The 26,631-nt window shown below is 46.3% G+C and carries 24 protein-coding genes; 17 read left to right on the top strand and 7 right to left on the bottom strand.

All coding sequences use genetic code 11. The features are described 5' to 3' along the window. The first annotated feature begins 5 nt into the window (after nucleotides 1-5). Nucleotides 6-788: a polymer-forming cytoskeletal protein gene (locus ACK1LH_RS20455; protein WP_282033627.1), complete on the top strand. Its 783-nt coding sequence runs from the start codon at nucleotides 6-8 to the stop codon at nucleotides 786-788. A gap of 52 nt (nucleotides 789-840) precedes the next feature. Here the strand turns inward: ACK1LH_RS20455 and ACK1LH_RS20450 are convergent, their stop codons facing one another. Both ACK1LH_RS20450 and ACK1LH_RS20445 read right to left on the bottom strand, forming a co-directional pair. Beyond that, nucleotides 841-2,397, bottom strand: coding sequence for an ABC-F family ATP-binding cassette domain-containing protein (locus tag ACK1LH_RS20450; RefSeq protein WP_411334180.1), 1,557 nt, complete (start codon nucleotides 2,395-2,397; stop codon nucleotides 841-843). Between the two features lie 140 nt (nucleotides 2,398-2,537). Continuing rightward, nucleotides 2,538-2,897 (bottom strand): DUF1801 domain-containing protein, encoded by a 360-nt coding sequence (locus ACK1LH_RS20445; RefSeq protein ID WP_029283161.1) that lies wholly within the window; start codon nucleotides 2,895-2,897, stop codon nucleotides 2,538-2,540. 101 nt (nucleotides 2,898-2,998) lie between these two features. On the opposite strand from ACK1LH_RS20445, the gene ACK1LH_RS20440 reads away from it, so the two are divergent. The 6 genes from ACK1LH_RS20440 (at nucleotide 2,999) to qoxD (ending at nucleotide 10,882) form a co-directional block, all read left to right on the top strand. Continuing rightward, nucleotides 2,999-3,913 (top strand): aminoglycoside phosphotransferase family protein, encoded by a 915-nt coding sequence (locus ACK1LH_RS20440; protein WP_051827355.1) that lies wholly within the window; start codon nucleotides 2,999-3,001, stop codon nucleotides 3,911-3,913. Between the two features lie 37 nt (nucleotides 3,914-3,950). Next, nucleotides 3,951-6,128 carry a DNA topoisomerase III gene (locus ACK1LH_RS20435; RefSeq protein WP_411334179.1) on the top strand — a complete coding sequence of 726 codons (2,178 nt, stop codon included), beginning with the start codon at nucleotides 3,951-3,953 and terminating at the stop codon, nucleotides 6,126-6,128. A gap of 777 nt (nucleotides 6,129-6,905) precedes the next feature. After that, nucleotides 6,906-7,958, top strand: a complete 1,053-nt coding sequence (qoxA, locus tag ACK1LH_RS20430) for a cytochrome aa3 quinol oxidase subunit II (protein WP_081414221.1) — start codon at nucleotides 6,906-6,908, stop codon at nucleotides 7,956-7,958. A 20-nt stretch (nucleotides 7,959-7,978) separates the two neighbouring features. Further along, the gene (gene qoxB, locus ACK1LH_RS20425; protein ID WP_029283169.1) at nucleotides 7,979-9,925 is read left to right on the top strand and encodes a cytochrome aa3 quinol oxidase subunit I; all 1,947 of its coding nucleotides are present in this window, start codon (nucleotides 7,979-7,981) and stop codon (nucleotides 9,923-9,925) included. A 14-nt stretch (nucleotides 9,926-9,939) separates the two neighbouring features. Next, complete coding sequence (gene qoxC / locus ACK1LH_RS20420; protein ID WP_203290403.1) at nucleotides 9,940-10,581, top strand: cytochrome aa3 quinol oxidase subunit III; 642 nt, start codon at nucleotides 9,940-9,942, stop codon at nucleotides 10,579-10,581. Then, on the top strand, nucleotides 10,571-10,882 hold the full coding sequence (gene qoxD / locus ACK1LH_RS20415) for a cytochrome aa3 quinol oxidase subunit IV (protein WP_029283173.1): 312 nt from the start codon (nucleotides 10,571-10,573) through the stop codon (nucleotides 10,880-10,882). Before qoxC ends, qoxD begins: the two co-directional genes overlap by 11 nt. A 40-nt stretch (nucleotides 10,883-10,922) precedes the next feature. On the opposite strand, the gene ACK1LH_RS20410 is transcribed toward qoxD, so the two are convergent. Further along, nucleotides 10,923-11,207, bottom strand: a complete 285-nt coding sequence (locus tag ACK1LH_RS20410) for a spore morphogenesis/germination protein YwcE (protein WP_029283175.1) — start codon at nucleotides 11,205-11,207, stop codon at nucleotides 10,923-10,925. A gap of 316 nt (nucleotides 11,208-11,523) precedes the next feature. On the opposite strand from ACK1LH_RS20410, the gene ACK1LH_RS20405 reads away from it, so the two are divergent. After that, the gene (locus ACK1LH_RS20405) at nucleotides 11,524-12,471 is read left to right on the top strand and encodes a RimK family alpha-L-glutamate ligase (protein ID WP_411334177.1); all 948 of its coding nucleotides are present in this window, start codon (nucleotides 11,524-11,526) and stop codon (nucleotides 12,469-12,471) included. A 57-nt stretch (nucleotides 12,472-12,528) separates the two neighbouring features. Here the strand turns inward: ACK1LH_RS20405 and ACK1LH_RS20400 are convergent, their stop codons facing one another. After that, on the bottom strand, nucleotides 12,529-13,803 hold the full coding sequence (locus tag ACK1LH_RS20400) for a YjiH family protein (protein WP_411335129.1): 1,275 nt from the start codon (nucleotides 13,801-13,803) through the stop codon (nucleotides 12,529-12,531). Between the two features lie 271 nt (nucleotides 13,804-14,074). On the opposite strand from ACK1LH_RS20400, the gene nfsA reads away from it, so the two are divergent. From nfsA to ACK1LH_RS20355, 9 genes are all read left to right on the top strand, one after another. Next, nucleotides 14,075-14,824: an oxygen-insensitive NADPH nitroreductase gene (gene nfsA, locus ACK1LH_RS20395; RefSeq protein WP_029566547.1), complete on the top strand. Its 750-nt coding sequence runs from the start codon at nucleotides 14,075-14,077 to the stop codon at nucleotides 14,822-14,824. 47 nt (nucleotides 14,825-14,871) lie between these two features. Continuing rightward, the gene (locus ACK1LH_RS20390) at nucleotides 14,872-15,534 is read left to right on the top strand and encodes a type 1 glutamine amidotransferase domain-containing protein (protein WP_411334176.1); all 663 of its coding nucleotides are present in this window, start codon (nucleotides 14,872-14,874) and stop codon (nucleotides 15,532-15,534) included. A 207-nt stretch (nucleotides 15,535-15,741) separates the two neighbouring features. After that, complete coding sequence (locus ACK1LH_RS20385) at nucleotides 15,742-17,352, top strand: gamma-glutamyltransferase family protein (protein ID WP_411334175.1); 1,611 nt, start codon at nucleotides 15,742-15,744, stop codon at nucleotides 17,350-17,352. A 14-nt stretch (nucleotides 17,353-17,366) separates the two neighbouring features. Beyond that, nucleotides 17,367-17,930 (top strand): chromate transporter, encoded by a 564-nt coding sequence (locus ACK1LH_RS20380; RefSeq protein WP_203290401.1) that lies wholly within the window; start codon nucleotides 17,367-17,369, stop codon nucleotides 17,928-17,930. Continuing rightward, nucleotides 17,927-18,457, top strand: coding sequence for a chromate transporter (locus ACK1LH_RS20375; RefSeq protein WP_203289196.1), 531 nt, complete (start codon nucleotides 17,927-17,929; stop codon nucleotides 18,455-18,457). Before ACK1LH_RS20380 ends, ACK1LH_RS20375 begins: the two co-directional genes overlap by 4 nt. Before the next feature lie 365 nt (nucleotides 18,458-18,822). Next, a complete protein-coding gene (locus ACK1LH_RS20370; protein ID WP_029566553.1) occupies nucleotides 18,823-19,644 on the top strand; it encodes a PRD domain-containing protein in 822 nt (273 codons plus the stop codon). Nucleotides 19,645-19,829: 185 nt separating this feature from the next. After that, nucleotides 19,830-21,209: a sucrose-specific PTS transporter subunit IIBC gene (locus tag ACK1LH_RS20365; RefSeq protein WP_029566554.1), complete on the top strand. Its 1,380-nt coding sequence runs from the start codon at nucleotides 19,830-19,832 to the stop codon at nucleotides 21,207-21,209. Nucleotides 21,210-21,308: 99 nt separating this feature from the next. Next, nucleotides 21,309-22,259: an aminoimidazole riboside kinase gene (locus ACK1LH_RS20360; protein ID WP_029566555.1), complete on the top strand. Its 951-nt coding sequence runs from the start codon at nucleotides 21,309-21,311 to the stop codon at nucleotides 22,257-22,259. A gap of 14 nt (nucleotides 22,260-22,273) precedes the next feature. Then, complete coding sequence (locus ACK1LH_RS20355; RefSeq protein WP_411334172.1) at nucleotides 22,274-23,707, top strand: glycoside hydrolase family 32 protein; 1,434 nt, start codon at nucleotides 22,274-22,276, stop codon at nucleotides 23,705-23,707. Nucleotides 23,708-24,160: 453 nt separating this feature from the next. Here ACK1LH_RS20355 and ACK1LH_RS20350 read toward each other — a convergent pair whose 3' ends face one another. The 3 genes from ACK1LH_RS20350 to ACK1LH_RS20340 all read right to left on the bottom strand — a co-directional run bounded on the left by ACK1LH_RS20350 (nucleotide 24,161) and on the right by ACK1LH_RS20340 (nucleotide 26,414). Beyond that, the gene (locus ACK1LH_RS20350; protein ID WP_029283198.1) at nucleotides 24,161-24,976 is read right to left on the bottom strand and encodes a bifunctional hydroxymethylpyrimidine kinase/phosphomethylpyrimidine kinase; all 816 of its coding nucleotides are present in this window, start codon (nucleotides 24,974-24,976) and stop codon (nucleotides 24,161-24,163) included. A gap of 131 nt (nucleotides 24,977-25,107) precedes the next feature. Next, entirely contained in the window at nucleotides 25,108-25,860 is a 753-nt protein-coding gene (locus ACK1LH_RS20345) for a L,D-transpeptidase (protein ID WP_411334171.1), read from the bottom strand. Nucleotides 25,861-26,096: 236 nt separating this feature from the next. After that, nucleotides 26,097-26,414, bottom strand: coding sequence for a general stress protein (locus ACK1LH_RS20340; RefSeq protein WP_035207519.1), 318 nt, complete (start codon nucleotides 26,412-26,414; stop codon nucleotides 26,097-26,099). Nucleotides 26,415-26,631: the final 217 nt, after the last annotated feature.

Raw genomic sequence — 26,631 nt, 5'->3', positions numbered from 1 at the left:
GAAAAATGGAACAGGCAACGAAACGGCATGATTTAAAAATAAATGGATCCGGTTCTGCAGGCGGCGGACAGTATGAGGATGTATCCATCAGCGGAAGCGGAAAGATCCATGGGGACGTTGAATGTGAAAGCCTGAAAATTGACGGTTCCGGTAAAATGGAAGGATCTGTTCTTGCAGAGCAGATTAAAATCTCCGGATCTTCAACGTTAAAGGGGAAGATCGAAACAAAACTGCTCAAAGTCAACGGCAGCACAAAGTTTGAAGAAACGGTTTCTGCAGAAGAATTTACGGTGAACGGATCTGCAAAAATGCTGAAAGAATTGACGGCCGGGGAATTTAAAGTGAACGGGTCTGCAAAAGTGATGGGAAAGATTCAAGCAGAGCGTGTGGAAGTAACGGGACTGCTGAGTGCATCAAAAGACTGTGAAGCAGAGAGCTTCCGTTCAAGCGGAGTGATTCATATCGGCGGACTGCTCAGTGCGGATCAGATCGAGATTTGCATGGATCACTATTCAAAAGTGAAAGAAATTGGCGGTGAAACGATCACTGTGAGTGTCGAAAAATCATTTAGCCTGTTCCGCCGCCTGTTTCGTTTTCTGAATTCAGACCCTTATCTTCAAACAGAGGTTATTGAAGGAGATACAATCCGCCTTCAGAATACAAAAGCCAAGCTTGTCAGGGGAAAGGATATTTCAATTGGTGAAAACTGTGAAATCGGAACGGTTGAGTATACAGGAAGCCTTGATGTCCACCCGAAGGCAGCTGTGCAGGAGTCTGTGAAGGTGTAACGTTGTAAGTCATAAACAAAAAAATCCGGCACACCGATGTGCCGGATTTTTATTACAATTGAGACTGCTCCGCCCATTCTTCTACATTCCAGACCTTTGTGACCCAGTCTTCATAAAAGTCAGGTTCATGGCAGACAAGGACAACGGTCCCTTTGTATGCTTTAATGGCTCGTTTCAGCTCTTCTTTCGCTGTTACGTCCAAGTGGTTCGTAGGCTCGTCAAACAGCAGCCAGTTTGATTCGTTCTGAAGCAGTTTGCACAGGCGCACCTTTGCTTGTTCGCCTCCGCTCAGCTGATTAAGCGGACGGGAAATGTGTTCATTTTTCAGGCCGACACGTGCGAGCATCGCCCGAACCTGATGCTGGTCAAGGCCAGGGAAAGCACTCCACACGTCGTCAATCGGCGTAATGTTTTCCGCTTTTACTTCCTGCTCAAAGTAAGAAGGATAAAGGAAGTCTCCAAGCTGGATCGACCCGCCAAGAGGCTTGATTTTTCCTAAAATTGTTTTAAGCAGGGTGGATTTTCCGACCCCGTTGCAGCCGACGATTGCGATTTTTTCCCCGCGTTCGATCGTCATCGTAAGTTTTGGAAGCAGAGGCTGCGTATAGCCGATTTCGACGTCTTTTCCTTCAAAGACATAACGGCTGCTTCCGCGGGATTCTTTAAATTCAAATGTCGGTTTCATCGCTGTCTCAGGGCGGTCAATCCGCTCCATGCGGTCAAGCTGCTTTTGGCGGCTTTTTGCACGTCCGGTTGTGGAATAGCGTGCCTTGTTTTTAGCGATGAAATCCTCCTGTTTTTTAATGAAATCCTTCTGTTTCTCATACGCGTTAATGTGCTGGTTCTTGTTGATTTCCGCAAGCTCCAGGAATTTTTCATAAGTTGCTGTGTAGCGCGTCAGCTTTGAGAACTCAAGATGGAAAATGACATCAACAATCCCGTTCATGAATTCCGTATCATGCGAAATCAAAAGGAATGCATGAGGATATTCTCTCAAGTAATTGCTGAGCCAGTTAATATGCTCAACATCAAGGTAGTTCGTCGGCTCATCCAGAAGAAGCACTTCAGGCTGTTCAAGCAGCAGCTTTGCAAGGAGAACCTTCGTCCGCTGCCCGCCGCTCAGGGCTGATACGTCGCGGTCGAGTCCGATGGCATCGAGGCCGAGCCCGCGTGCCGCTTCCTCAACCTTCATATCAAGCGAGTAAAAGCCTCCTGCGTCCAAGTGATCCTGAATTTCCCCCATCTTTTCAAGAAGATCTTCAAGCTCTTCAGGAGAGGCATCTCCCATCTTCGCGATGACTTCGTTTAACTCTTCTTCCTTTTTATACAGGGGCAGGAATGCGTCCCGTAAAACGTCTCTGATCGTCTTCCCTTTTGAAAGGACAGTATGCTGATCAAGGTATCCGTAGTGAACACCGGGTGTCCACTCGACTTTTCCTGTGTCATGGATCAATTCTTTTGTCAGGATGTTCATCAGCGTCGATTTCCCCACGCCGTTCGCTCCGACAAGGCCTACATGCTCACCCGGCAGAAGCCTGAAGGATACATCTTTAAATAAAGTACGGTCGCCAAACGTATGGCCTAATTTATCAATTGTAAGTAAACTCATGTTCTTTTTAACCCTCCGCTGCTTTCTAAACGTTTCATTCTACCATCATACTAAATCCGGGTTGTTTAAGCTATACCGCAGAAGCGGAACATTATGGCACTATGTTGTCTGAAAACGGGAAAAAAACTGCGGTGCCGCAGCTAGGAAAGGTGTTTGCTTCTTACGTCCGCGAGCATGCGGTCAATGCAGTCGAGGATAATGCTTTTAGGCGTATCAGAGTTTTCTTTCAGGATGATGCAGGTTTTTCCTGTAATTCTCGTTGCAAGGTCTTCATGGTATGGGGCAACGATTCCGGGATCCATTAAATAAAACATCAGACCTTTTTCCCGGCTTGCAAAGCCTGCAGCAGGTTCGCCCGAAAGCGAATAGACCGGAAATCCGTATTGAAAGCCCTCCTCCGCAAACGGAAGGGCAGCAAGTATCTTCTTGCGCAGCAGAACCATATCTGCCAGGTGGTTAATATTTGCTTTTGAAAAGTAATTCTGTACTTCAGCGTGCATGACTGAACCTCACTTTCAGTGTTCGTGCTAAACAGCCTCCTGTCTCTGAATATGGTAACATATGAGAGAAATCTTGTTTTTTTCAGGACAGGGGGATGGGTATGGAACGGGATTTAGAAAGCTATTTTGACAGCTTCAAAACCATAAATCAAATAGAAAAAGGGTTCTCATATGATAATAAGTATCTTGCAGTGGACGAAGACGGGAAGAAATATGTCATTCGCACGGCAGATTTGAATCAGCAGGCTTCTAAGCTTAAAGAATATGAAATGCTAAAAGAAGCTGAAAAACGCGGTGTTCAGTCATCAGGCCCTGTTGATTTCGGGATCATTGAATCTTTGAATATCTGCTATATGATCGTCCGTTATATTGAGGGTGAAGAAGCTTTGGACGTACTTCCCGGGCTTACTGTCAGCGAGCAGTACGAGATTGGCTTTAAGGCCGGCCTTGAGCTGCATGCTCTGCATGCAATCCCGGCGCCGCCGTCGCCTCACACATGGTATGAGGCCGCTTCTGCCAAGCATCAGCGATATGCGGACGCATATGTTGGGCTCGACATCCAGCTTGAGTATGGTGACCGTGCCGGTCAATTTATTGATCAACATCTTCACTTGCTCAAAGGCCGTCCGCGCACTTTTCAGCACGATGATTTTCATCCCGCAAATCTGATTGTGAAAGACAGGAAATATGCGGGCTGCATTGACTTTAACCGCCATGATTTTGGTGATCCATATCATGATTTCTATAAAGTGGCCCTGTTCAGCAGGGAAGTAAGTGTTCCCTTTTCGGCAGGACAGATTGACGGTTACTTTAAAGACGGCATTCCGCATGATTTTTGGGCGCTGTACAGTGTCTATGCAGCAATGAGCATCTTTTCAGCCGTTGTCTGGACGAAAAGAGAAACGCCGCATCTGATGGATGAGATGCTCTCAAGGCTCAACATGATTGCAGCAGACCATTCAGATTTTGACCAGTGCGAGCCAGAGTGGTACAAAACCTTCAGTGTGAAGATGTGATACGATATACTATCGAATGAAAGCGAGGAATGTGACTATGGGAAAAATTGCAGTACTTGCAGAAAAGCCTTCTGTCGGAAGGGACCTTGCAAGAGTGTTACAGTGCGGAAAAAAAGGCAACGGATATTTTGAAGGCAGCCAATATATTGTGACATGGGCTCTTGGCCATCTTGTTACACACGCGGATCCTGAAGCGTACAGTGATTCCTACAAAACGTGGAAGATGGAAGATTTGCCGATGCTTCCAAACGAGCTGAAACTCGTTGTGATAAAAAAGACAAGCAAGCAGTTCCACGCGGTAAAGGCTGTATTAAACCGCAAGGACGTAACAGAAATCGTCATCGCGACAGACGCCGGACGGGAAGGCGAGCTTGTTGCGCGGTGGATTATAGAAAAAGCACATGTCCATAAACCGATTAAACGGCTGTGGATTTCATCTGTGACCGATAAAGCCATTAAAGAAGGATTCAAAAAGCTGAAAAACGGAAAAGACTATGAGCCTCTTTTCCATTCAGCTGAAGCTAGAGCGGAGGCGGACTGGATCGTCGGGATGAATGCAACCCGTGCGCTCACTACGAAGCACAATGCCCAGCTGTCATCAGGCCGGGTTCAGACGCCGACGCTTGCTATTATTGCAGCGCGCGAAGAAGAAATCAGGCAGTTCGATCCGAAAACGTATTACGGTCTGAAAGCCCAGACAAAAGAAGGGCTGCATCTCGTCTGGCAGGATGCAAAAACGAAGGATATCAAATCCTTTCAACAGGAGAAAGTGGACGCTCTGGCAAAAGGGCTTTCAGGGAAGAATGCTGTCATTGTGTCGGCGGACAAAGCCCGCAAAAAGACGTTTTCTCCCGCCCTGTATGATCTGACAGAGCTTCAGAGGGACGCGAATAAGCGGTTCGGCTACTCGGCTAAAGAAACGCTGTCCATCATGCAAAAGCTCTATGAACAGCATAAAGTGCTGACCTATCCAAGAACAGATTCGCGCTTTTTAAGTTCAGACCTTGTCGATACACTTGCAGAACGGGTAAAAGCCTGCGGAGTAAAACCATATGCTAAAGCAGCGATGAAGATTCTCCAAAAGCCAATCAAGGCGAATTCGTCATTTGTGGATGACAGCAAGGTTTCTGATCACCACGCCATTATTCCAACGGAAGAAACGGTTATTTCATCTGCCTTCAGCGACAAAGAGAGAAAAATTTACGATTTAGTCGTCAAGCGGTTCCTTGCCGTTCTCTCCCCGGCTTTTGAATATGAGCAAACATCGCTCACGTGCAGGATTGGAGATGAGACCTTCCTTGCGAAAGGAAAAGCGGTCCTCTCTCAAGGGTGGAAAGAAGTGTATGAGTATGAAGAGGAAGACGATAAGGACGGCCTTCCAGAGCAGCAGCTTCCGGTTCTGAACAAAGGTGACGTGCTGAGCGTTCAGTCACTTGTTCAGACGAAAGGAGAAACAAAGCCTCCTTCCCGCTTCAATGAAGCTTTCCTGCTTTCAGCGATGGAAAATCCGGCAAAATATATGTCCGGGAATGCAGATCTAAAGAAAGTCATCGGCGAAACCGGCGGTCTTGGGACCGTGGCAACCCGGGCTGACATTATTGAAAAGCTGTTCAACAGCTTCTTAGTTGAGAAAAAAGGAAAAGAACTTTTCGTCACTTCCAAGGGAAAACAGCTTCTCGAGCTTGTGCCGGAAGACTTGAAATCGCCTGCCCTCACAGCGGAGTGGGAACAAAAGCTTACACAAATCGCCAAAGGCAAGCTTGCAAAGCAGGCCTTCGTCCAGGAGATGAGGGGCTATGCAAAAGCGGTTGTCCAGGAAGTGAAAAACAGCAGCAAAACCTTTAAGCACGATAACCTCGTCGGCAAAAAATGCCCTGAGTGCGGCAAGCTTCTTCTTGAAGTGAACGGCAAAAAAGGGAAAATGCACGTGTGTCAGGACAGGGAGTGCGGCTACAGAAAAGGTATCGCGCGCACAACCAATGCCAGATGCCCAGTATGCCATAAGAAGCTCGAGCTTCGCGGCGAGGGAGACGGGCAGTTCTTCCTGTGCAAATGCGGCCACCGCGAAAAGCTCTCCTCCTTTACGGAACGCAAAAAGAAAACCCAGAACACAAAAGTGTCCAAAAAAGAAGTCGCAAACTACATGAAAAAACAGAATGATGAATTATCAAACCCCGCTCTGGCAGATGCCCTGTCCAAGCTGAAGTTTGACTGACATGCAGCAGTCCCGGAAATCCGGGGCTGCTTTTTTATGAGCGGGGAAGGGGTGTGAGCGGTGGTTTGCTTACCCTCGGAAACCGAAAAACGATAAGCGAGGGTAAGCAAAAGCGAGAATCGTAACCTGGCAAACCGAAAAACGATATGGGAGGGTAAGCAAATGAGAGAATCGTACCCTGGCAGATCGTAAAACGATATGGGAGGGTAAGCAAAAGCTGGAATCGTACCCTGCTAAACCGTAAAACGATATGGGAGGGTAAGCAAACACCGGAATCGTACCCTGCCAAATCGAAAAACGATATGAGAGGGTAAGCAAATGCCTGACGGAGTATGCTGAATAGCCTAACTTTTGGAATCCGCCAATGCTCTTGCCGTTTTAAAAGCACCCCTTCCCAAACTAGATACAAAGTCTGAGAGTTTGAACATATTGCAGAGTTTACCCCTTCTGCGGCAAGGGTAAAAAGAGGTTTGATGCTCTCTTTACTTATTTATCCTTAAAAAGCAAAATTTTTAATAAAAACACTTTCAATTCCATTAAAAGAAAGGACTGGAATAAATATGACTAAAGTATGATGAAAATGTGACATTTGTTTGAACGACTGATGAAATGTTCGTGACATTTGATGAAGGGTACTCACATGATGAAGCCTGCTCTGCTAGCATATAGAGGAAAAGAAAACGAAAACATCGTTTTTCTGCCATAATTTAAACGTGCTTTTTTTGCAAAAAGCATGCATAATAGTCATGCCATTAATTAGGAAGGAAGGTGAACCTGGTGTTCAAGCTGTTTAAACCGTTTTATGCGTTAGGTCTATTACTCTCTGTCTTTTTTCTGGGCGGATGCAGCAACTATGTGATCCTGGATCCGAAAGGACCTGTTGCAGCTGCACAAAGTGACCTTATTCTTTTGTCGATAGGTTTTATGCTTTTCATTATAGCTGTTGTGTTTGTTCTGTTTACCCTCATTGTCATTAAATACCGTGAGCGAAAAGACAACCTTGAATATGAGCCGCCTGAAATGGAAGGCAGCAAATTCTTAGAGATTGTCTGGACAGTTATTCCGATTCTGATCGTAATTGCTCTGTCTGTTCCGACCGTTCAAACTATTTATGCACTTGAAGAGCCGCCTGAATCATCTAGAGATAAGGAGCCTCTGGTTATACATGCAACATCGGTTGACTGGAAATGGATTTTCTCTTATGAAGAAGAGGGAATTGAGACTGTTAACTACTTAAACATTCCTGAAGACCGTGCTGTCCTGTTCAAGCTTACTTCTGCTGATACAATGACAGCTTTCTGGATTCCGCAGCTTGGAGGACAGAAATATGCGATGTCCGGCATGCAGACTAAGCTATACCTGCAGGCAGATGAGCCTGGAACGTATGCAGGACGCAACGCGAACTTCACGGGTAAAGGCTTTGAAAGACATACATTCGATGTAGAAGCCATGCCTGAAGAAGAGTTTGAGAAATGGGCTGAAGAAACAAAAGGTTCTGCACCTGAGCTTACGCAGGATCAGTATGATCAGCTTATGATTCCTGGAACAACTGGAGAAATGACATTCTCCAACACTCACCTTGAGTGGGTGGACCATTCAACAGACTCTGAATATGCAGTGAGAGTCCGCGAACAGTCCGGTTATGAGCTTCACAAGCACGATGAAGTCGAGCACTTGGAGAAAATCGATCCAAATAAAGAAATGAACATTGATCATACTCAAAAATCAGAAGGTCACACAGGGCATGGTTCAGAACATTCTGAACATGAGGGTGCAGATCATTCTGAGCATCAGTCAGACGAAAAGACTGAAGAAGAACATTCTCACTGAGAAGGGAGGAAACATCAACTATGAAATGGGATGAATTTATTGTAATGGGAGACCCGCTGATACTCGGCGCCCAAATCTCAATACTGCTTACATCCATCGCCATTGTGGCAGGCCTTACCTACTTTAAAAAGTGGAAATGGCTCTGGACAGACTGGATTACGACTGTCGACCATAAGAAGCTTGGAATCATGTATATCATTGCTGCCATTCTGATGCTGTTCCGCGGGGGAGTAGATGCTCTCTTAATGCGCGCCCAGCTGACATTGCCAGATTCAGAGTTTCTGAATTCGCAGCATTACAATGAAATCTTCACGACTCACGGAACGATCATGATTATCTTCATGGCGATGCCGTTTTTGATTGGTCTAATGAACGTTGTTGTTCCTCTGCAAATTGGAGCGCGCGACGTTGCTTATCCGTATCTTAACTCATTAAGTTTCTGGACATTCTTTGTCGGTGCGATGCTGTTTAACATTTCATTTGTTATCGGCGGATCACCTGATGCAGGCTGGACGAGCTACACGCCTCTCGCAGGCAACGAGGCAAGTCCCGGACCTGGACAGAACTACTACCTTCTTGGCCTTCAGGTTGCCGGTATCGGTACACTCCTGACAGGTATTAACTTCATGGTCACGATCTTGAAGATGCGTGCGCCTGGTATGACGCTTATGCGCATGCCGATGTTCACTTGGACATCTTTAATCACTTGTTTGATTATCGTGTTCGCTTTCCCTGTACTGACAGTTGCGCTTGCGCTGATGTCATTTGACAGGCTGTTCGGAACAGCTTTCTTCACCCTTGAAAACGGCGGTATGCCGATGCTTTGGGCGAACTTGTTCTGGATTTGGGGCCATCCTGAGGTTTACATCGTTATCCTGCCTGCGTTCGGGATTTTCTCAGAAATCATCTCAACGTTTGCACGTAAAACATTGTTCGGATACAAAGCGATGGTTGTCTCCATCGTTGCAATCTCTGGTCTAAGTTTCGTCGTTTGGGTTCACCATTTCTTCACGATGGGTTCAGGAGCACTTGTTAACTCGTTCTTCTCCATCACAACAATGGCGATCGCCATACCGACGGGTGTTAAAATATTCAACTGGCTCTTCACGCTTTACAAAGGAAGAATCAGATTTACTGTACCAATGCTCTGGTCACTTGCGTTTATTCCTAACTTCGTCATCGGCGGGGTAACAGGGGTTATGCTTGCGATGGCAGCAGCAGACTATCAGTACCACAATACGTACTTCCTGATTGCTCACTTCCATTACGTATTGATCGCCGGAACCGTGTTCGCATGTTTCGCAGGTCTGATTTTCTGGTATCCGAAGATGTTCGGACACAAACTAAACGAAAAAATCGGGAAAGTCAGCTTCTGGCTGTTCACGATCGGTTTTAACATCTGTTTCTTCCCAATGTACTTCCTTGGACTCGCCGGCATGCCACGCCGTATTTCAACGTATGGCGCTGCAGACGGATGGACGGGGCTTAACGTGGTAGCATCCATTGGTGCAATTGGAATGGCCCTTGGATTCGTTGTTCTTGTATACAACATCTACTACAGCTTCCGCTACTCTCCACGCGAGCAAACTGGAGATGCTTGGGACGGACGTACGCTTGAATGGTCTACAACTACAATGATTCCGCCTCACTACAACTTTGCGGTTACACCTGAGGTAAAGGGTCTTGATGCATTCTGGCAAATGAAAATGGAAGAAAAAGAAACAGGCAAGAAAAAAGAAGTTGAGTACAAGCCGATTCACATGCCTAACTACTCAGGCAGACCGTTCATCATGTCCATGTTCTTTGGAATCAGCGGTTTCGCTCTTGTCTTTGAATGGTGGATTCCTGCCATTGCCGGTTTAATCGGAATCTTTGCCTGCATGATCCTTCGTTCGTTTGAAGAAGATCATGGCTACTATGTAAGTGTTGAAGAAATTAAAGAAACAGAACAAAAAATATCTGTGTAAAGGAGGCGTGAATGATGGAACATGCACATCATCATGAAGAACATGATCCGAGTGTGCCTCTTGAATATCAATCTGAAATAGGAAGGTTGAATATTCTTGGCTTCTGGATCTTCCTTGGTGCTGAAATTGCCCTGTTTGCAACGCTGTTTGCGACTTACTTCGTTCTTGCGCCGATGACAGCAGACGGCCCGCTGCCGACTGATCTGTTTAAGATTGAAGGCGTCTTGATCATGACGTTCCTGTTGCTTACAAGCAGTTTCACATGTGGCCTTGCAATTCACGAGTTGCGCCGCCACAACCAAAAAGGCGTCATCATGTGGACAATCATCACATTGGCCCTTGGACTTGGATTTGTCGGTTACGAAATATATGAGTTTGTAGAGTATGTTCACCATGGTGCTACATTGCAGTCAAGTGCAATGTGGTCAGCATTCTTTGTTCTTGCAGGAACCCATGGACTTCACGTCACCATCGGGATATTCTGGATCAGTTTCATCTTGATGCAAGTAAAGAAAAGAGGATTAACTCCTCAAACATCAGCCAAGCTGTTCATCTCAAGTCTTTACTGGCATTTCCTTGATGTTGTCTGGATTTTCATCTTTTCGGGAGTATACCTGCTCCTTATGATGGGAGGATTAAGTCCGCATGGCCACTAATCAGCAAAAAACAGCAGGGGATCATAACCACTTTCCGTGGAGTCACGTGATTGGGTTTATCTCCTCGATTGTACTGACAATCGTCGCACTTTGGATTGGATTATATACTGACTTTTCATTATCTATTAAAATAGCTGTTGTTTTCACTCTCGCATTCCTTCAAGCTGGCATTCAGCTCTTCATGTTCATGCACATGACGGAATCAGAAAGCGGAAACGTACAGGTTGTCAATACAGCATTCGCGATCTTTGTTGCCGTTGTAACAGTTCTTGGATCTGTATGGGTAATGAACGATCATTAATAAACAGAAAAAATCCCGGACTTTGGTGTCCGGGATTTTTTTATTTGATGATATCCAAATTGCTTTTAGGATCGGCTTTGCGCTTTAAGATCGGCTTAGCGTAAATCAAGTAGGCTGCAACATGGGCGAACACCAGGTTAACCAGGAAGAGGGAACCCCCGATAATGTGAAGCGGCATGGCAAGCTCCATTGTGGCAAACATTCCGAAGTAAACCCACAGCATTAAGATGAACGGTATATGAAGGAGCGCCAGGCTTTTTCGCTGATCCCACAAGAAGAGCGGCGTAGCACTTACAATGAGCAAATAGACGAAGAATACATCCATGTTTAACAACTCCCGTTTTAGTTTATTGTCAACGCTTACATAATTGAAAATGTGACAAACAAGAAAATACTTTGTGAACGTTTTGTTACAATTAGTATATCACATCAGGGTTAAAATTCCAGTGTTTCTAACTATTTCTTTTAATTAAATTTTCTAAAAATAAAAAATCTTACTCTTATTCAATTTGGGACGGCCCGCATAAGAACCTGTTCTTTGTCCATGCCAGTAACTGACAGGGTATTTTAAATTGACAGATAATTGATGGATATAGTAGGATTAGGCTAATTTAAGTGCATCAGGATGGGGGATATGTGTAATGAGCAAAGTGTATATTATTCATGAAAATACAGAGTGGACAGATCATTTGACGAAAAGGCTGAAAGAGTTGAATGTGCCTTATGAAGAATGGCATCTCGATCAGGGGCTGGTGGACCTTTCTGAAGCACCGCCAGAAGGAATCTTCTATAATCGCATGAGCGCTTCTTCCCATACGAGAGGCCACAGGTATGCACCGGAACTTGCTGCGTCTGTGCTGTACTGGCTGGAGCGGCATAACCGCAAAGTCTATAACGGCAGCCGCGCCATACAGCTTGAAGTCAGCAAGGTCGCTCAATATATGGCCTTAAATGAACATGGCATTCAAACCCCAAAAACAATAGCTGCCGTTGGAAGAGAAGCTGTACTGAATGCAGCGGCCCAGTTCGAAGGGAAACCTTTCATTACAAAGCATAATCGTGCAGGAAAAGGGCTTGGTGTTCAGCTTTTCCATTCCATTGAAGGACTGAAGCAGTATGTGGACGGCCCTGATTTTGAGGAACCGGTTGACGGCATCACTCTCATACAGGAATACATTCAGGCTCCTGAGCCGTATATTACCCGCTGTGAATTTGTAAACGGCAAATTCCTGTATGCTGTGCGTGTAGACACGTCAGAAGGCTTTGAGCTTTGCCCGGCGGACGCCTGCCAGATTGGCGATCTTTTCTGCCCGGTTGGAGAAGAATCACCAGCCAAACCAAAATTCCAGATTGTTGATGACGTGAATGACGAAATCATATCTAAATACGAATCGATGCTGAAAGCAAATAACGTTAAAGTGGCAGGTATTGAATTCATCCGCGATGCCAACGGCGAGATCTACACATATGATATTAATACCAACACAAATTACAATGGAGACGCAGAGGCAGAGGCCGGCAAATACGGCATGCTTGAAATTGCGAAGGTGCTGAAGGCGGAGCTTGAGAAAATGGCGCTGACTGTATAAGATGGCTGATAAACAGCAAAAGACCGTCTGGAGATCCCAGACGGTCTTTTAACGTTTTTAAAATAAAATATGAGCAATACCCACAATCACCGGCAATGTAATCAGTGTTCGAAGCAGGAAGATAATCACGAGATCCTTGAAGGAAACCGGAATTTTAGATCCGAGCAGCAGCCCGCCCACTTCCGACATATAGATAAGCTGTGTGACAGATACACAGGCAATAATGAAACGAGTCATCTCACTAGTGATATCGGCAGCAAGAACAGTTGGAAGGAACATGTCGGCAAATCCGACAACAAGTGTTTTGGATGCTTCCTGTGCTTCAGGGATCTGCATCAGTTCGAGCAGCGGGATAAACGGCATGCCAAGCCAGTCAAAAACAGGCGTATATTCAGCAACGACCAGCGCAACGGTGCCAAGAGCCATAACAATCGGTGCTACACCCATCCACATATCCAGAATGTTTTTTGCCCCGTCCTGGAAAAAAGAAGCTGTACTTGTGTTTTTTTCAGCCCTTTTCAAAGCTTGTTTATAGCCCCAGCTGAATGGCGTATAGCCCTCAGGCACCGCTTCTGAAATTTGCTCCTCCTGTCCGTGGTAATACGTATCTGCTTTTAAAGAAAGCGGAGGTATTCTCGGAAGTACAAGAGCGGCAATCACGCCTGCTAAAGTTACAGTCAAATAAAAGGGCACAAACAGATGGCCAAGGTTAACCTGCGAAATGACGACAAGGCTGAATGTAATGGAAACAACTGAAAAGCTCGTCCCGATGACAGCGGCTTCCCGCTTTGTGTAAAAGCCTTCTTCATACTGCTTGCTTGTCAGCAGAACGCCGATGGTTCCGTCTCCAAGCCAGGAAGCAACACAATCGACAGAAGATCTGCCGGGAAGCTTAAAAACAGGTCTCATAAATTTAGCGAGCAATGAACCGAAAAGTTCAAGCAGCCCGAAGTTTAACAGCAAAGGCAGAAGCAACCCTGCAAAAAAGAAAACGGAAAACAAAATCGGAAGCAGATCATTCAGCAGAAGGCCTCCGGTATTTTCAGACCAGATCCATTCCGGGCCTGCCTTAAAGAGCGTAAGCACGGCGAAAATGGCGCCAAGTACGCGTGCAATCACCCAGATAACCGGGACATCAAACAAGGCTGTAAAGAACGGGCTCTTTGCAACAAAGTCCGGTTTCATCCATTTGGCTGCAAGTGTCCCAACAAGTGTAAGAATGATGATGACGGTCATAATGGCCGGAAGCGAAGGGCCAAGCGCCTTCTGCAGCATGCCAGAGAAAATGGCTATTGGAATGGTTACTTCGCCTTTATAGCTGATCGGTACCATAAATAAAAGAATTCCCAGCAGGGAAGGAAGAATGAATTTAAGGTTGTTTTTTGTCTGTGAAGTCAATTTGGATGCTCCTTACGTAAAAGTACATATTTATGTAACCTGTGTTATTTTAATGCAAACAGGCAGAAAAGCCAATGCCTTTAAGCAAATTTCCTGTATTTTCTCCTTTTTTTTACCCTGTAAAAGTGTTCACTAAGCCTAGTCTCTGCAAAAAAGGTGAAACTTAGGTAAGATAAGAACAACGAACAAAAAGGAGATGGATCCTATGAACCAGACCATTGAAACCCTGCTGTCACACAGGTCAATCAGAAAATTCGAGGACAGAGCGTTAAGCGGAGAACAGATCCGGACGATTGTTGAAAGTGCTCAGGCTGCATCCACATCAAGCTTCATCCAGGCTTATTCTATTATTGGGATCAAGAATCCGGAAACGAAGAAGAAGCTTGCAGAGCTTGCCGGCAATCAGCCATATGTAGAGGAGAACGGACATTTCTTTGTTTTTTGCGCGGATTTGCACAGGCATGATGTGCTTGCTGAAATGGAAGGCGTCACGATTGACGAATCCCTTGAAAGCACAGAAAAGTTCATGGTCGCTGTTATTGATGCAGCTCTTGCAGCTCAAAATGCCGTCATCGCTGCTGAGTCAATGGGGCTTGGAGCCGTCTATATTGGAGGCTTACGAAACAGCCTTAAGGAAGTGTCTGAACTCCTTAAAACCCCTCAAAGAGTGCTGCCGCTATTTGGACTCGCTGTCGGATATCCGGCACAAAATCCGGATAAAAAACCGAGAATTCATTTTGAGCATGTTTATCATGAAGATGTGTATGAAACGGATGAGAATGTCTATAAAAAAGAGCTGAAAGAGTATAACGAGCTTATTTCGGAGTATTACCGTGAGCGGACTTCGGGCAAGCGCAGCGATACATGGACAGGTCAAATGGCTTCCATGCTTTCCAAGCCGACGAGAATGTACATGAAAGAGTTTACGGAAACAAAAGGGTTTAATAAAAGATAAGCCGGGAAAACTTACTGCGAATGACACTTTTAAAAGGAGCGGTAAATATGGCAAAAAAAATTCTTACAGTCGTGACAACAGCAGATAAAATAACCGATGATTATAAAACAGGCCTTTGGCTTTCTGAATTTGCAGAGCCGTATGAAGAGTTCACTTCAAACGGATATGAAGTGACAGCGGCGAGTCCGAAAGGCGGGAACGTTCCGCTTGACCCGAACAGCTTAGAGGGCGTGAATGAGGATCAGTGGCAGGAAGCAAGACAGATCTTGAAGCAAACGGTCCATCTCGATGAAGTAATCGGCGAAGAGTATGACGGGATTTTCCTCCCTGGAGGCCATGGTACGATGTTTGATTTCCCGGATAACAAAAAACTGCAGGAGCTCCTGGTGCATTTCGCTGAGTCTGAAAAAGCAATCGGTGCCGTATGCCACGGACCTGCAGGACTTGTCGGACCCGTTCTTTCAAACGGAAAGCCTTTAGTAGAAGGAAAGCGGCTGACAGGATTTACAGACGAGGAAGAAGTAGACACAAAGCTCGATCAGTATATGCCCTTTTTGCTTGAATCAAAATTAGTTGATCTTGGAGCCGAATTTATCAGAGCACCGAAATTCACAGACCATACAGAAGTAGACGGCAAGCTTGTGACCGGACAAAATCCGCAGTCAAGCGTCAACACCGCGAAAGAATTTGTAAAAATACTATCGAAATAATCAAATCCGGCAGATTCCTGCCGGATTTTTCTGTGTGAAAAAGGATCATTTTGCTGAAGATTGTTCCACGTGAAACGCAGAAAATGGAACTTAAAATCGATTTATAGCGGATGTACACAAAGGCTTAATAGATTGAATATTTAACGTTTTCAGATATACTTTAGAGAAACGACATGATTTGCATTGTCAAATAAGGAGAGGTTAGTTATGCAGTTTGATTATCTTTACCATCCATACCCGTCTGAAAGGCAGACGGTCTTTTCAAAAAAAGGCATGGTTGCCACTTCGCAGCCTCTTGCTGCACAGGCCGGGCTCGATATATTGAAAAAAGGAGGAAATGCCATTGACGCGGCTATTGCGACAGCGGCAGCACTCACGGTCCTTGAACCGACATCAAACGGGATTGGCGGAGATGCCTTCGCTCTTGTCTGGACGAATGGCAGTTTGTACGGGTTAAACGCAAGCGGTCCTGCGCCTTCTTCCCTCTCCATCAAAGCCGTTAAAGCAAAGGGACATACTGAAATGCCTGTCTATGGGGTGACCCCGATTACCGTTCCCGGTGCCCCGTCCGCCTGGGCGAAGCTGTCAAAGAGATTTGGAAGACTGCCCCTGCAGGAAGTGCTGGCACCTGCAATCAGCTATGCGGAAGAAGGATATCCGCTCACACCGATTCTCGGGAAATACTGGTCACTGGCTTATGAGAAATTCAAGCGTACCCTTTCCGGTCCCGAATTTGAAGCGTGGTTCGAGACGTTTGCACCTGATCACCGTGCTCCGAAAATTGGAGAAGTATGGCGCTCGCCTAGGCATGCTGCCACACTGAAGGAAATAGCCGAAACAGAAGGAGAAAGCTTTTACCGGGGAAATCTGGCGGATAAAATCAGTTCGTTTATTCAGGAGCAGGGCGGATACTTGTCAAAAGAGGATCTCGCTTCCTATGAAGCTGAGTGGGTAGATCCGATTTCCGTCCGCTACAAGGGCTATGATGTCTGGGAAATCCCGCCTAACGGACAGGGTCTTGTCGCGCTCCTTGGTTTAAATATTGTAAAAGGATTTGATATTCGCGAAAAAGACAGCCTTGAAACCTATCATAAACAAATAGAGGCCATGAAGCTTGCGTTTACAGATGGAAAAGCATACATAACCGACCCGAAAGAGATGAAAATCACGACAGAAGAACTGCTCAGTGATGCTTACGGAGAGCAGCGCCGAGCCGAGATCAAAGAGCATGCTGTGGAGCCTTCCGCCTATGAGCCTGTCAAAGGCGGAACCGTTTATTTAGCCGCTGCAGACGGAGAAGGAAACATGGTCTCGTTTATTCAGAGCAACTATATGGGATTCGGCTCAGGAGTGGTCATTCCGGGGACCGGCATTTCAATGCAGAACCGCGGGCATGATTTTTCCCTTGATGAAACACACCCAAATGCCCTGAAGCCGGGTAAAAAGACGTATCATACGATTATTCCAGGGTTTTTGACGAAAGGGAATGACGCGGTTGGTCCCTTTGGTGTAATGGGGGGCTATATGCAGCCGCAGGGGCATATGCAGGTTGTCATGAATACAATCGACTTTGGTCTTCATCCGCAGGCTGCACTTGATGCACCGCGCTGGCAGTGGATGGAGGGGAAAAAGGTGCTTGTAGAGCCGCATTTTCCTTCCCATCTTGCGCAGGCTCTCACGAGAAAAGGCCACCAAATCCAGGTTGCTGTTGATAAAGGAGCTTTTGGGCGCGGACAGATTATATGGAGAGATCCTGAAACGGGCGTGCTGTCCGGCGGAACAGAATCCAGAGCAGACGGGGTCGTTGCATCGTGGTAAAAGAGACGCCGCTGATCCTGCAGCGGAATTTATTTATCGCCTTCTTCAGGTCCGGCATGCTCGGATTTGGCGGAGGCCCATCCACAATTCCGCTTGTTCACAAGGAAGTGGTCAGTACATTTAAATGGATGGATGACGACGAGTTTTCAGATGTTCTGGCCCTCGGCAACACACTTCCCGGACCGATTGCCACGAAAATGGCCGGTTATATCGGGTACCGTGTCGGAGGGGTGGCCGGCATGCTGAATGCGGTCCTTGCCACAGCCCTGCCGACAGTTATATTGATGATACTCCTGCTTTCAACACTGAACGCCTATAAAGATGAGGCGTGGGTGAGGGGAATGTCGCAGGCCGTTTTGCCAGTTGTAGCTGTGATGCTCCTGACACTTACTTGGGACTTTTCAAAAAAATCCTCCCAGTCATTCGGGATGTTTAAGACCATTCTGCTTATGGGGTCAGCTTTGATCCTCATGGAATTTCTTCATATTCATCCAGGTATCATTATCGGTGCGCTTCTTCTTTGGGCGGTTTTATATAAACCCCGGCGGAAATCGGATCAAAAGGGGATGCCATCATGATTTATGTTCACATCTTTCTTGCCTTCTTCCTGCCCGGCATCCTCGGATACGGCGGGGGCCCTGCTTCCATTCCGTTAATAGAAAAGGAAGTGGTCGACCGCTACGAATGGCAATCGGTGAATGAATTCAGTGAAACACTGGCGATCGGCAATGCGCTGCCCGGTCCCATTGCCACAAAAATGGCCGGCCTGATCGGTTATCAGCAGGGAGGATGGCTTGGTGCAGCAGTCGGGCTGTTTGCCACCATTGCCCCTTCGCTGATCCTTATGCTGTTCCTTTTAAACATCCTGATGAAATACAAAGAATCTCCTCAGGTAAAGCGTCTTTCAGCGGTTGTCAGACCTGTCATCGCCGTCATGCTTGGAGTGATGACGTATCAGTTTTTGGATAACTCTGCGAAAGGATCTGGCATTTGGCATACGCTTTTTCTGTTTATCATCAGCCTGCTGCTTTTGGAAAAATGGAAGGTGCATCCTGCTTACGTGATTACGGGTGCGCTTGTGTACGGAGGGGTATTCCTGTCATAGGAGCCCCTTTTTTTTGTGCCTTTTTAGATTTTGAGAGATGTGCACAAACAGCTTCGATTTGCATCAATTTTAAATCATTCACAATAGCATTTTGGGTTATCAACACCCCTGTGAATAAAGTTCGGGACTCTATATATATAGTAGCGAACAGTTGTACCCACACAAAATGTGGATAGAAATTGTGGATATGTTGATAACTTCTGTTGATAACTTGTGTCGAAGTGTGGAAGATCGTGTGAATATCTTATAATTTGACAAATATTTTAAAAACGTTTACAAGATATTTACACAGAATGATGAAATTTGAGATTTTTCGTCATTTTTGTCATGATAAAGAGACTATTAGCAGGAGAGGGTCGTGTCACGTGAGAATCTACAAAGTTTTGAACAATAATGCTGCTGTCGTCCGGGACGGGGACCAGGAGAAAATTGTCATGGGACCGGGAATAGCTTTTCAAAAAAAGAAAAATGACATCATTCCAAAAAGCAAAGTGGAGAAGATCTTTGTGATGAAGGAAGAAAATGAAAAGTTCCAGCAGCTGCTGCAGATGGTTCCGGAAGAGCACATCGAGCTTGCCGAAGAGATTATCAGCTACGCAGAAGGCCGATTGATGTCTCCGCTGAGCAATCATATCCACATTGCCCTGACGGACCACTTATCATTTGCAGTCGAACGGATTCAAAATGGCTATGCCATTCAGAATAAGCTGCTGAGCGAAATTAAAGTGCTGTATAGAAATGAATTTGAAATCGGACAGTGGGCGATTAAACGGGCAGAAGAAAAGCTTGGAATCTCCCTCCCTGAGGATGAAGCGGGCCACATAGCACTCCACATTCATACAGCCAAACTGGACGCTGCAGACATGAAAGTGACAATCAGGCATACGGCCATTATCCAGGAATCAATTGATATGATTGAACGCCACTTTGGTGTGAACTTGAGCAAGGATTCCATATCTTATCAGCGCCTGCTGACGCATTTGAGATTTGCTTTAAACCGGCTTGAGCAGAACGAAGATTTCCACGTGATGGACCGGGAGATGCTGCAGATGATTCAGAAAACCTACAGCTTCGCCTATGCATGTTCTGAGAAAATAGCGGACTATTTGAAAAAGGAATACGGCATGCAGTTTCCAGAATCTGAAATGGGATATATTACTCTCCATATTCAGAGGCTGAGCGAATAGTTTTTTCTTGACCGGAGCGTTTTCATCCCCTACAATGAAAGCGTATTACTTAACTTCATATCCGGGATTGTGACTGGTTATGCAGGCAAGACCTAAAATTTGTAAAGAGATCATTGGAGACACTCTGTCTATGATACCTTTATAAGTTTTAGGTCTTTTTCTATTTAAAAAAGGAGGAGAAAGGTATGAATTATAAAGATACTGCTGAAAAGTTGGTTCCGCTCCTTGGCGGGAAAGACAATATTATCAGTGCAACACACTGTGCGACACGTCTTCGTCTGGTCCTGCAGGATGACAGCAAGGCTGATAAAGGGGAAATTGAAGAGCTTGAAGGAGTAAAAGGAGCATTTGCAAGCTCCGGACAATTTCAGATTATCTTTGGAACAGGCAATGTCAACAAGGTGTACGAACAGCTTCAGCCGCATTTAGGCGTTCAGGAAACAGAGAATGTCTCGCATTCTGATGCTGTTAAACAGAAGATGAATCCTTTTGCCCGATTTGCCAAAACCCTTTCAAATATCTTCGTGCCGATTATTCCGGCGATTGTCGCAAGCGGTCTGTTAATGGGGCTTCTGGGCATGATGAAAGCGTTCGAATGGGTGAGTGCCGACAGTGCCTTCATTGTGCTTCTTGATATGTTCTCGAGTGCAGCCTTTATCATTCTGCCGATCCTGATCGGCGTAAGTGCTTCTAAAGAGTTTGGGGCGAATCCGTACCTTGGGGCCGTAATCGGAGGGATTTTGACTCACCCGTCACTATTAAATCCGTGGGGACTTGCAGAAGCTAAACCGGAATATTTGAATTTTGCAGGCATGGACATTGCGATGCTCGGGTACCAGGGGACTGTTATTCCTATCCTGCTAGCTGTTTACGTGATGAGCAAAATTGAAAAAGGACTGCGAAAAGTGGTGCCAAACTCAATTGATTTGCTTGTCACGCCGTTCCTTACCATCATTTCGACAGGTTTTATCGCACTGATTGCCATCGGCCCGCTTGGACGCGGTCTTGGATCAGGGATTACAACAGCTCTCACATATGTGTATGATACGGCAGGCTTCCTTGCCGGACTGATCTTTGGAGGAACGTATTCTCTCATCGTTTTAACGGGCGTGCATCACAGCTTCCATGCTATAGAAGCAGGTTTGCTTGCTGACCTCGGCAAAAACTACCTGCTCCCGATCTGGTCGATGGCGAACGTAGCGCAGGGAGGAGCGGGTCTTGCCGTTTTCTTCATGACGAAGAGAGCGAAAACGAAAGAAATTGCCCTTCCAGGTGCTTTTTCTTCCTTCCTTGGCATTACAGAGCCTGTTATATTCGGGGTGAATCTGCGCTACCGCAATCCATTCATCGGCGGAATGATCGGCGGAGCACTTGGCGGTGCTTATGTTGTTTTCACAAATGTGGCAGCAAATGCGTACGGACTCACAGGAATCCCGATGATTGCCATTGTGGCGCCGTTTGGAACGGCTGCCGTCGTGAACTACCTCATCGGTTTTGCCATTGCGGTTGCAGGTGCCTTTATTGCCACGATGCTTCTTGGCATAAAAGAGGAAGAGAAGAAGTAGGATTTTGGGTTTAAAAGAAGAATGAGTAAGGAAAAGAAAATCAGGCAGGGTCCGTAACCTTGCCTGTTTTTCCTTTCAAAACAGAAAGGTATGAGTGCGATGAAAAAAGGAATAATCAGTCTTGGAGAAGCGCTGATTGATTTTATACCGGTTGATTCTGAAAACCTTGTGTATCAGAAAAGCCCAGGAGGTGCTCCGGCAAATGTAGCAGTCGGACTTGCAAGACTGGGTGCGCCTTCCTCTTTCCTCGGCAAAGTCGGGGATGATGTGCTTGGAACTTTTTTAAAGGAAACACTTCAGTCTTTCGGTGTGAACACAGACCAGATGCTTCTGACAAAAGAAGCGAAGACGGGGGCGGTTTTCGTCACGCTCGCAGAAGGCGGCGAGCGGTCCTTCGATTTCTACATTGATCCGAGCGCAGACCGGTTTTTGCATGAAGAGAATTTAGATGTGTCCCTGTTTGCTGAAAGCAAAATTCTTCACTACGGATCGATTTCGATGATCAGCGGGCCTTCAAAAAGTGCGACAGTCAAGGCGGTCGAACTTGCACGGGAGAACGGAATGATTGTTTCCTACGATCCCAATCTGAGGCTCAGCCTGTGGGAAAACGAAGAGACAGCTAAAGAGACGATTTTATCTATGTTCGGCAAGGCGGATCTGATCAAAATATCAGAGGAAGAACTTGAATTTTTGACAGGTGAATCTGACATTGAAAAAGGTGTAGAGAAACTGGCTGCTTATAACATTCCGCTGCTGTTTATCACTATGGGAAGCGAAGGCAGCTATGCATTTACAAAGAATGGGGCAGTCAAAATCGACGCGATGAGGGTGAATGCAGTCGATACGACAGGTGCAGGAGACGCCTTCGTATCGGGCATCCTTTATCAGCTGCACGAGCTTGAAACGCATCCGGGTGAGCTGAATGCGGATGAACTGAAGCGAATCGGCCGATTTGCCAGTGTATCGGGCGGCCTTGCTGCATCTGTAAAAGGGGCTATGACCGCTTTGCCGACTCTTGGCGAAGTAGAAGACATTCTGAAAAAGGGATAAGGAGCTGAAGCGATGTGACAAAGAGGGACGCTGAACTGAAAGAAGCCGCCTATTTAGAAGCGGAAATGAATAAAGAATTGGTTGAAAGCGATCCATATCGTCTTAAGCACCACATTATGCCGCCTGTCGGTCTGCTGAATGATCCGAACGGCTTCATTCAGTGGAAGGGAGTCTATCATCTTTTTTATCAGTGGATGCCGTTTAAGACAGGGCATGGTGCTAAATTCTGGGGACATTACACATCTCAGGATCTTGTGAACTGGAAGCACGAACCGATTGCGCTCGCACCGAGTGAATGGTATGAAAAGAACGGCTGCTATTCAGGCAGTGCAGTGGACGCTTTCGGTAAAATGCATCTCTTTTATACAGGTAATGTAAAGGACGAGAACGGAGAGCGGGAGACCTATCAATGTCTGGCCGTATCTGAAGACGGTCTTCATTTTGAGAAAAAAGGCGTTGTAGCTGAGCTTCCGGAAGGCTATACCGCCCATTTTCGCGATCCGAAAGTGTGGGAGCATGATGGAAAGTGGTACATGGTTGTCGGTGCTCAAACCACTGATCTTAAAGGCCGAACAGCCATTTTCTCTTCTGAGGATCTCATGAAATGGACCTATTTAGGCGACGTGGCGGGTTCTCATACAGAGCAGCTTGGTGAATTCGGCTATATGTGGGAATGCCCGGATCTGTTTCATCTTGACGGCAAAGACATTCTGATCGTCTCGCCTCAAGGCCTCAAGCCGCAGGGGATGCTGTATCAGAATGTCTACCAGTCCGGCTACTTCTCCGGGAAGCTTGATTATGAGTCGGCTAAACTGACGCACGGCGACTTCACCGAGCTTGACAGAGGCTTTGACTTCTATGCGCCGCAAACAACAGAAGACGAGAAGGGCAGACGCCTGCTGTTCGCCTGGATGAGCGTGCCGGACCAAGCGGAAGACAAGCATCCAACCATCCAGCATAAGTGGATACACAACATGGCATTTCCGAGGAAATTGTCGATGCGTGGCGGAAAACTGATTCAGCAGCCGGTCGAAGAGCTTGAAGCGTTGAGGAAAACAGAAGAAGCAGCGCCTGGCATCAGGGTGCAGGCAGGAGAGCAGCACCACACGTCTGGAACTGTTTTTGAACTGAAGCTTGAGAACCTTGAAGTCAGTTCCGGCCTTTCCGTTTCCATTAAAAACAATGCGGTTCTTCACTATTCCAGTGAGGAGAAAGTCTTTACGCTGACTCGCACAAGCTATGCTGATGGACAGCCGGAATCAAGACAGTGCCGGTTAGAGCACCTTTCCAGCCTTCATGTATTTGTTGACACCTCCTCCATTGAAGTCTTTATCAATGACGGAGAAGAAGTGTTCACAGCAAGATTTTTCCCGGAACCGGATGAAAAAACCATTGTGGTCTCTGCAGAGGGAGAGGCGGCTTTTGATTTGAAGAAGTGGGAGCTGTGATGAACTAGGGTGACAGGTTTCTGATGGAATTAGAGCTCTGTAATCAGGTGCTGCTGGGTTATGGGGCAGCAAAAAGTGAAAATGGTGCCCTATAAAGTGGTGGGGCTGAAATATGAGGTAGCAAAAAGTGAAAATGGTGCCCTGTAATTTGGCTGGTCTGAAATATGGGGTAGCAAAAAGCGAAAATGGCATCCTATAAAATGGTGGGGCTGAAATATAGGGCAGCCAAAAGCGAAAATGATACCCTATAAAATGGTGGGGCTGAAATATAGGGCAGCCAAAAGCGAAAATGGTACCCTTTAAATTGGCGCGGCCGAAATATGGCGCAGCAAAAAGTGAAAAGGGCACCCTATAAAACGGTGTGGCGGTAAAATAGGGCAGCAAAAAGCCATGCCCACAGCATATCAAACAAAACAAAATCACCCGGCATCCGCCGGGTGATTTTTTCATGAATTACTTATCTCCATGCAAACGCAATGCCGCATGATTTGTCGGTCCTACGTATTCATTCAGAGGGAAGGAATGACGGATGGCTGCCGTGATGAACTCTTTTGCTGTGTAGATGGCTTCTTTAACGGAAGCTCCTTTTGCAAGTTCAGCCGCAATCGCTGCCGAGTATGTGCAGCCTGCTCCGTGCGTGTAAGATGTGTCAATGCGCTCGCCTTCAAGAATCTGAAATTCTTTTCCGTCGTAGAGCACGTCCACTGCTTTTTCATGATCCAGTTTGCCGCCGCCTTTTACAAGGACGAATTTCGGGCCCAGGTCAAAAATCTTTACAGCTGCTTCTTTCATTTGATCAACAGTTGTAATTGTACCAATTCCGCTCAGTTGTCCTGCTTCAAATAAATTTGGCGTGACGACTGTCGCAAGCGGAGTCAGAATCTCTCTGAGGGCATCCGCCAGGTCAGGATAAAGCACTTCGTCTGCTCCTTTGCAGACCATAACAGGATCCACAACAACATTTTGCACATCGTATTTCTTTATCGTATCGGCCGCAAGCTTGATAATATCAACTGTAGGGAGCATGCCGGTTTTCATGGCGTCAACGCCGATGCCTTCCACAATTGTGGCTGCCTGAGCTTTAATGGTTTCAAGCTCCACAGGGAATACCTGGTGATGCCACTCGTTTGCAGGGTCCATCGCAACTACTACGGTCAACGCTGTCATTCCGTAAACGCCGCGCTCCTGAAAGGTTTTTAAATCTGCCTGAATGCCGGCACCGCCGCTGCTGTCTGATCCGGCGAACGTTAGGGCTTTTTTCATTGTCATAAGTATGTGTACCTCCATCCGGGTGATTAAGCGTATCTTCTCTCCTATTATAACAATTTCAAAAAAGGTTAGCCATGTTGGAGGAATGGCTGTAAGCGTGTCTGTCATTTCTCCATGCAAAAAGCCGGCGATTAGGACCCGCCGGCTTGAGCAGAACATGATACATCCATTTTTACATGAATGTCAGGGAAGTATATGCGGCCCTGCAGCTTGCTTTTGATGCATGAGAGAGGGTCTTCGGGGGCAGGCTCGGGTTTTGGTTCCGGTTTTGGTTCCGGTTTTGGCTCCGGCTTTGGAGCAGGCTTCGGTTTTGGCACAGGTTTCTCAGCCGGCGCCTTTTCATCATCTGCAGGAGGTGAATCTGCAGGCAGGGAATTTGGATAGGTGTTTGCTGCGGCGATTGCTTCAAAGGAGTGAGTGGAGTGCAGAATAATAACAGATGTGCCGGTTTGAACCTGGTCAAAGAGATAACGGATTTCTTCATTGTGCATGCGGATGCAGCCTGCACTGGCATAGGTTCCGATGGAGTTTGCGTTGTTATTGCCGTGAATGGCGTAAGTGGTGCCCTCCGTCCCAAGTGCCCTGAGGCCGAGCCACCTGTCGCCTAAAGGATTGCGGCTGTCTCCTCCTGGAATGTTCTCTTTGTAGTAAGGGCGGTTTTTGATCTTATTGACAATTGGAAAGGTCCCTTCCGGCGTAAAGGAATTGTCTCTGCCGGTAGCGACATGAAAGACGCGTATGAGCTTTCCATTGTCAAAAAAGGCCAGTTTATTGGTGCTTTTGTTGATGATGATAAGCTGCGGAATGCCGTCGGCTTTTGCCGGAATTGAAGCTTGAGAAAACAGGAAGAAAGCCGTGATGAACGCGAACAGCCATTTTTTCATTTCTCTCTAGTCCCCTTTTAAATGAATACAAGAAAAGATTACCAGACTGGATTTGAGGAATGTGTAGAATCTTCTTGTCGAATGCTGATAAAGGAAGTCTTTCTTTACCGTTCATTCTATTCGTGAGACGCAGTGGAGCGCATAATTGTTCCGTGAGAAATAAAAAATAGGCGTGCCTCGTCTGGACGAGACACGCCTCACATCTATATTGAGTAGGGGGAATATAGATTGCGTGATTACTGCTGGGCGATAATGACAACTTTGCCTTTATCGAGTTCTTCTTCCATGTGTGCTGCTTCATTTTCCGTCAGGCCAAGTGAGGCCATTTTAGAACGCAGCTCATCTCCGCGTGAACGGAATACGTTTTTCATAGACGAGAAGACGCCTTGTTCTGAAACGCCTACGCTTTCCGTATCTGTTCCCGATGTAAGATGCTTAGAACGGTTCGGGTCATGGGCGAATAGATAAATATCATCCTTTGTGAACCCTTCAACTTCAAGGTGATTGATTTTTTCGGTGGCTTGTACGCCGTTTTCAACAACGAATGTCTTCATAATCGATCTCTCCTTTTGTGCTGATGGTTTATATTTACCCCGTGTCTTCGTTTTTAAAACAAGCTTTCTAAAAGGCTGTTTTATTGTTTAATTTCTATTCGTATACGTTCCTTTCCGCTCCAGTCACTTACTTTCCGCGGGGAGGAAGTGGAGCCTCCTCAGCTTCGCTTGCGGGGTCTCCACTTCCCTCTTCATCCCGCAGGAGTCAAGTGCCTTC

This window comes from Metabacillus indicus (assembly GCF_046603695.1).
Classification (GTDB): Bacteria; Bacillota; Bacilli; order Bacillales; family Bacillaceae; genus Bacillus_P; species Bacillus_P indicus.
This window is presented reverse-complemented; position numbering and strand designations above follow the sequence as displayed.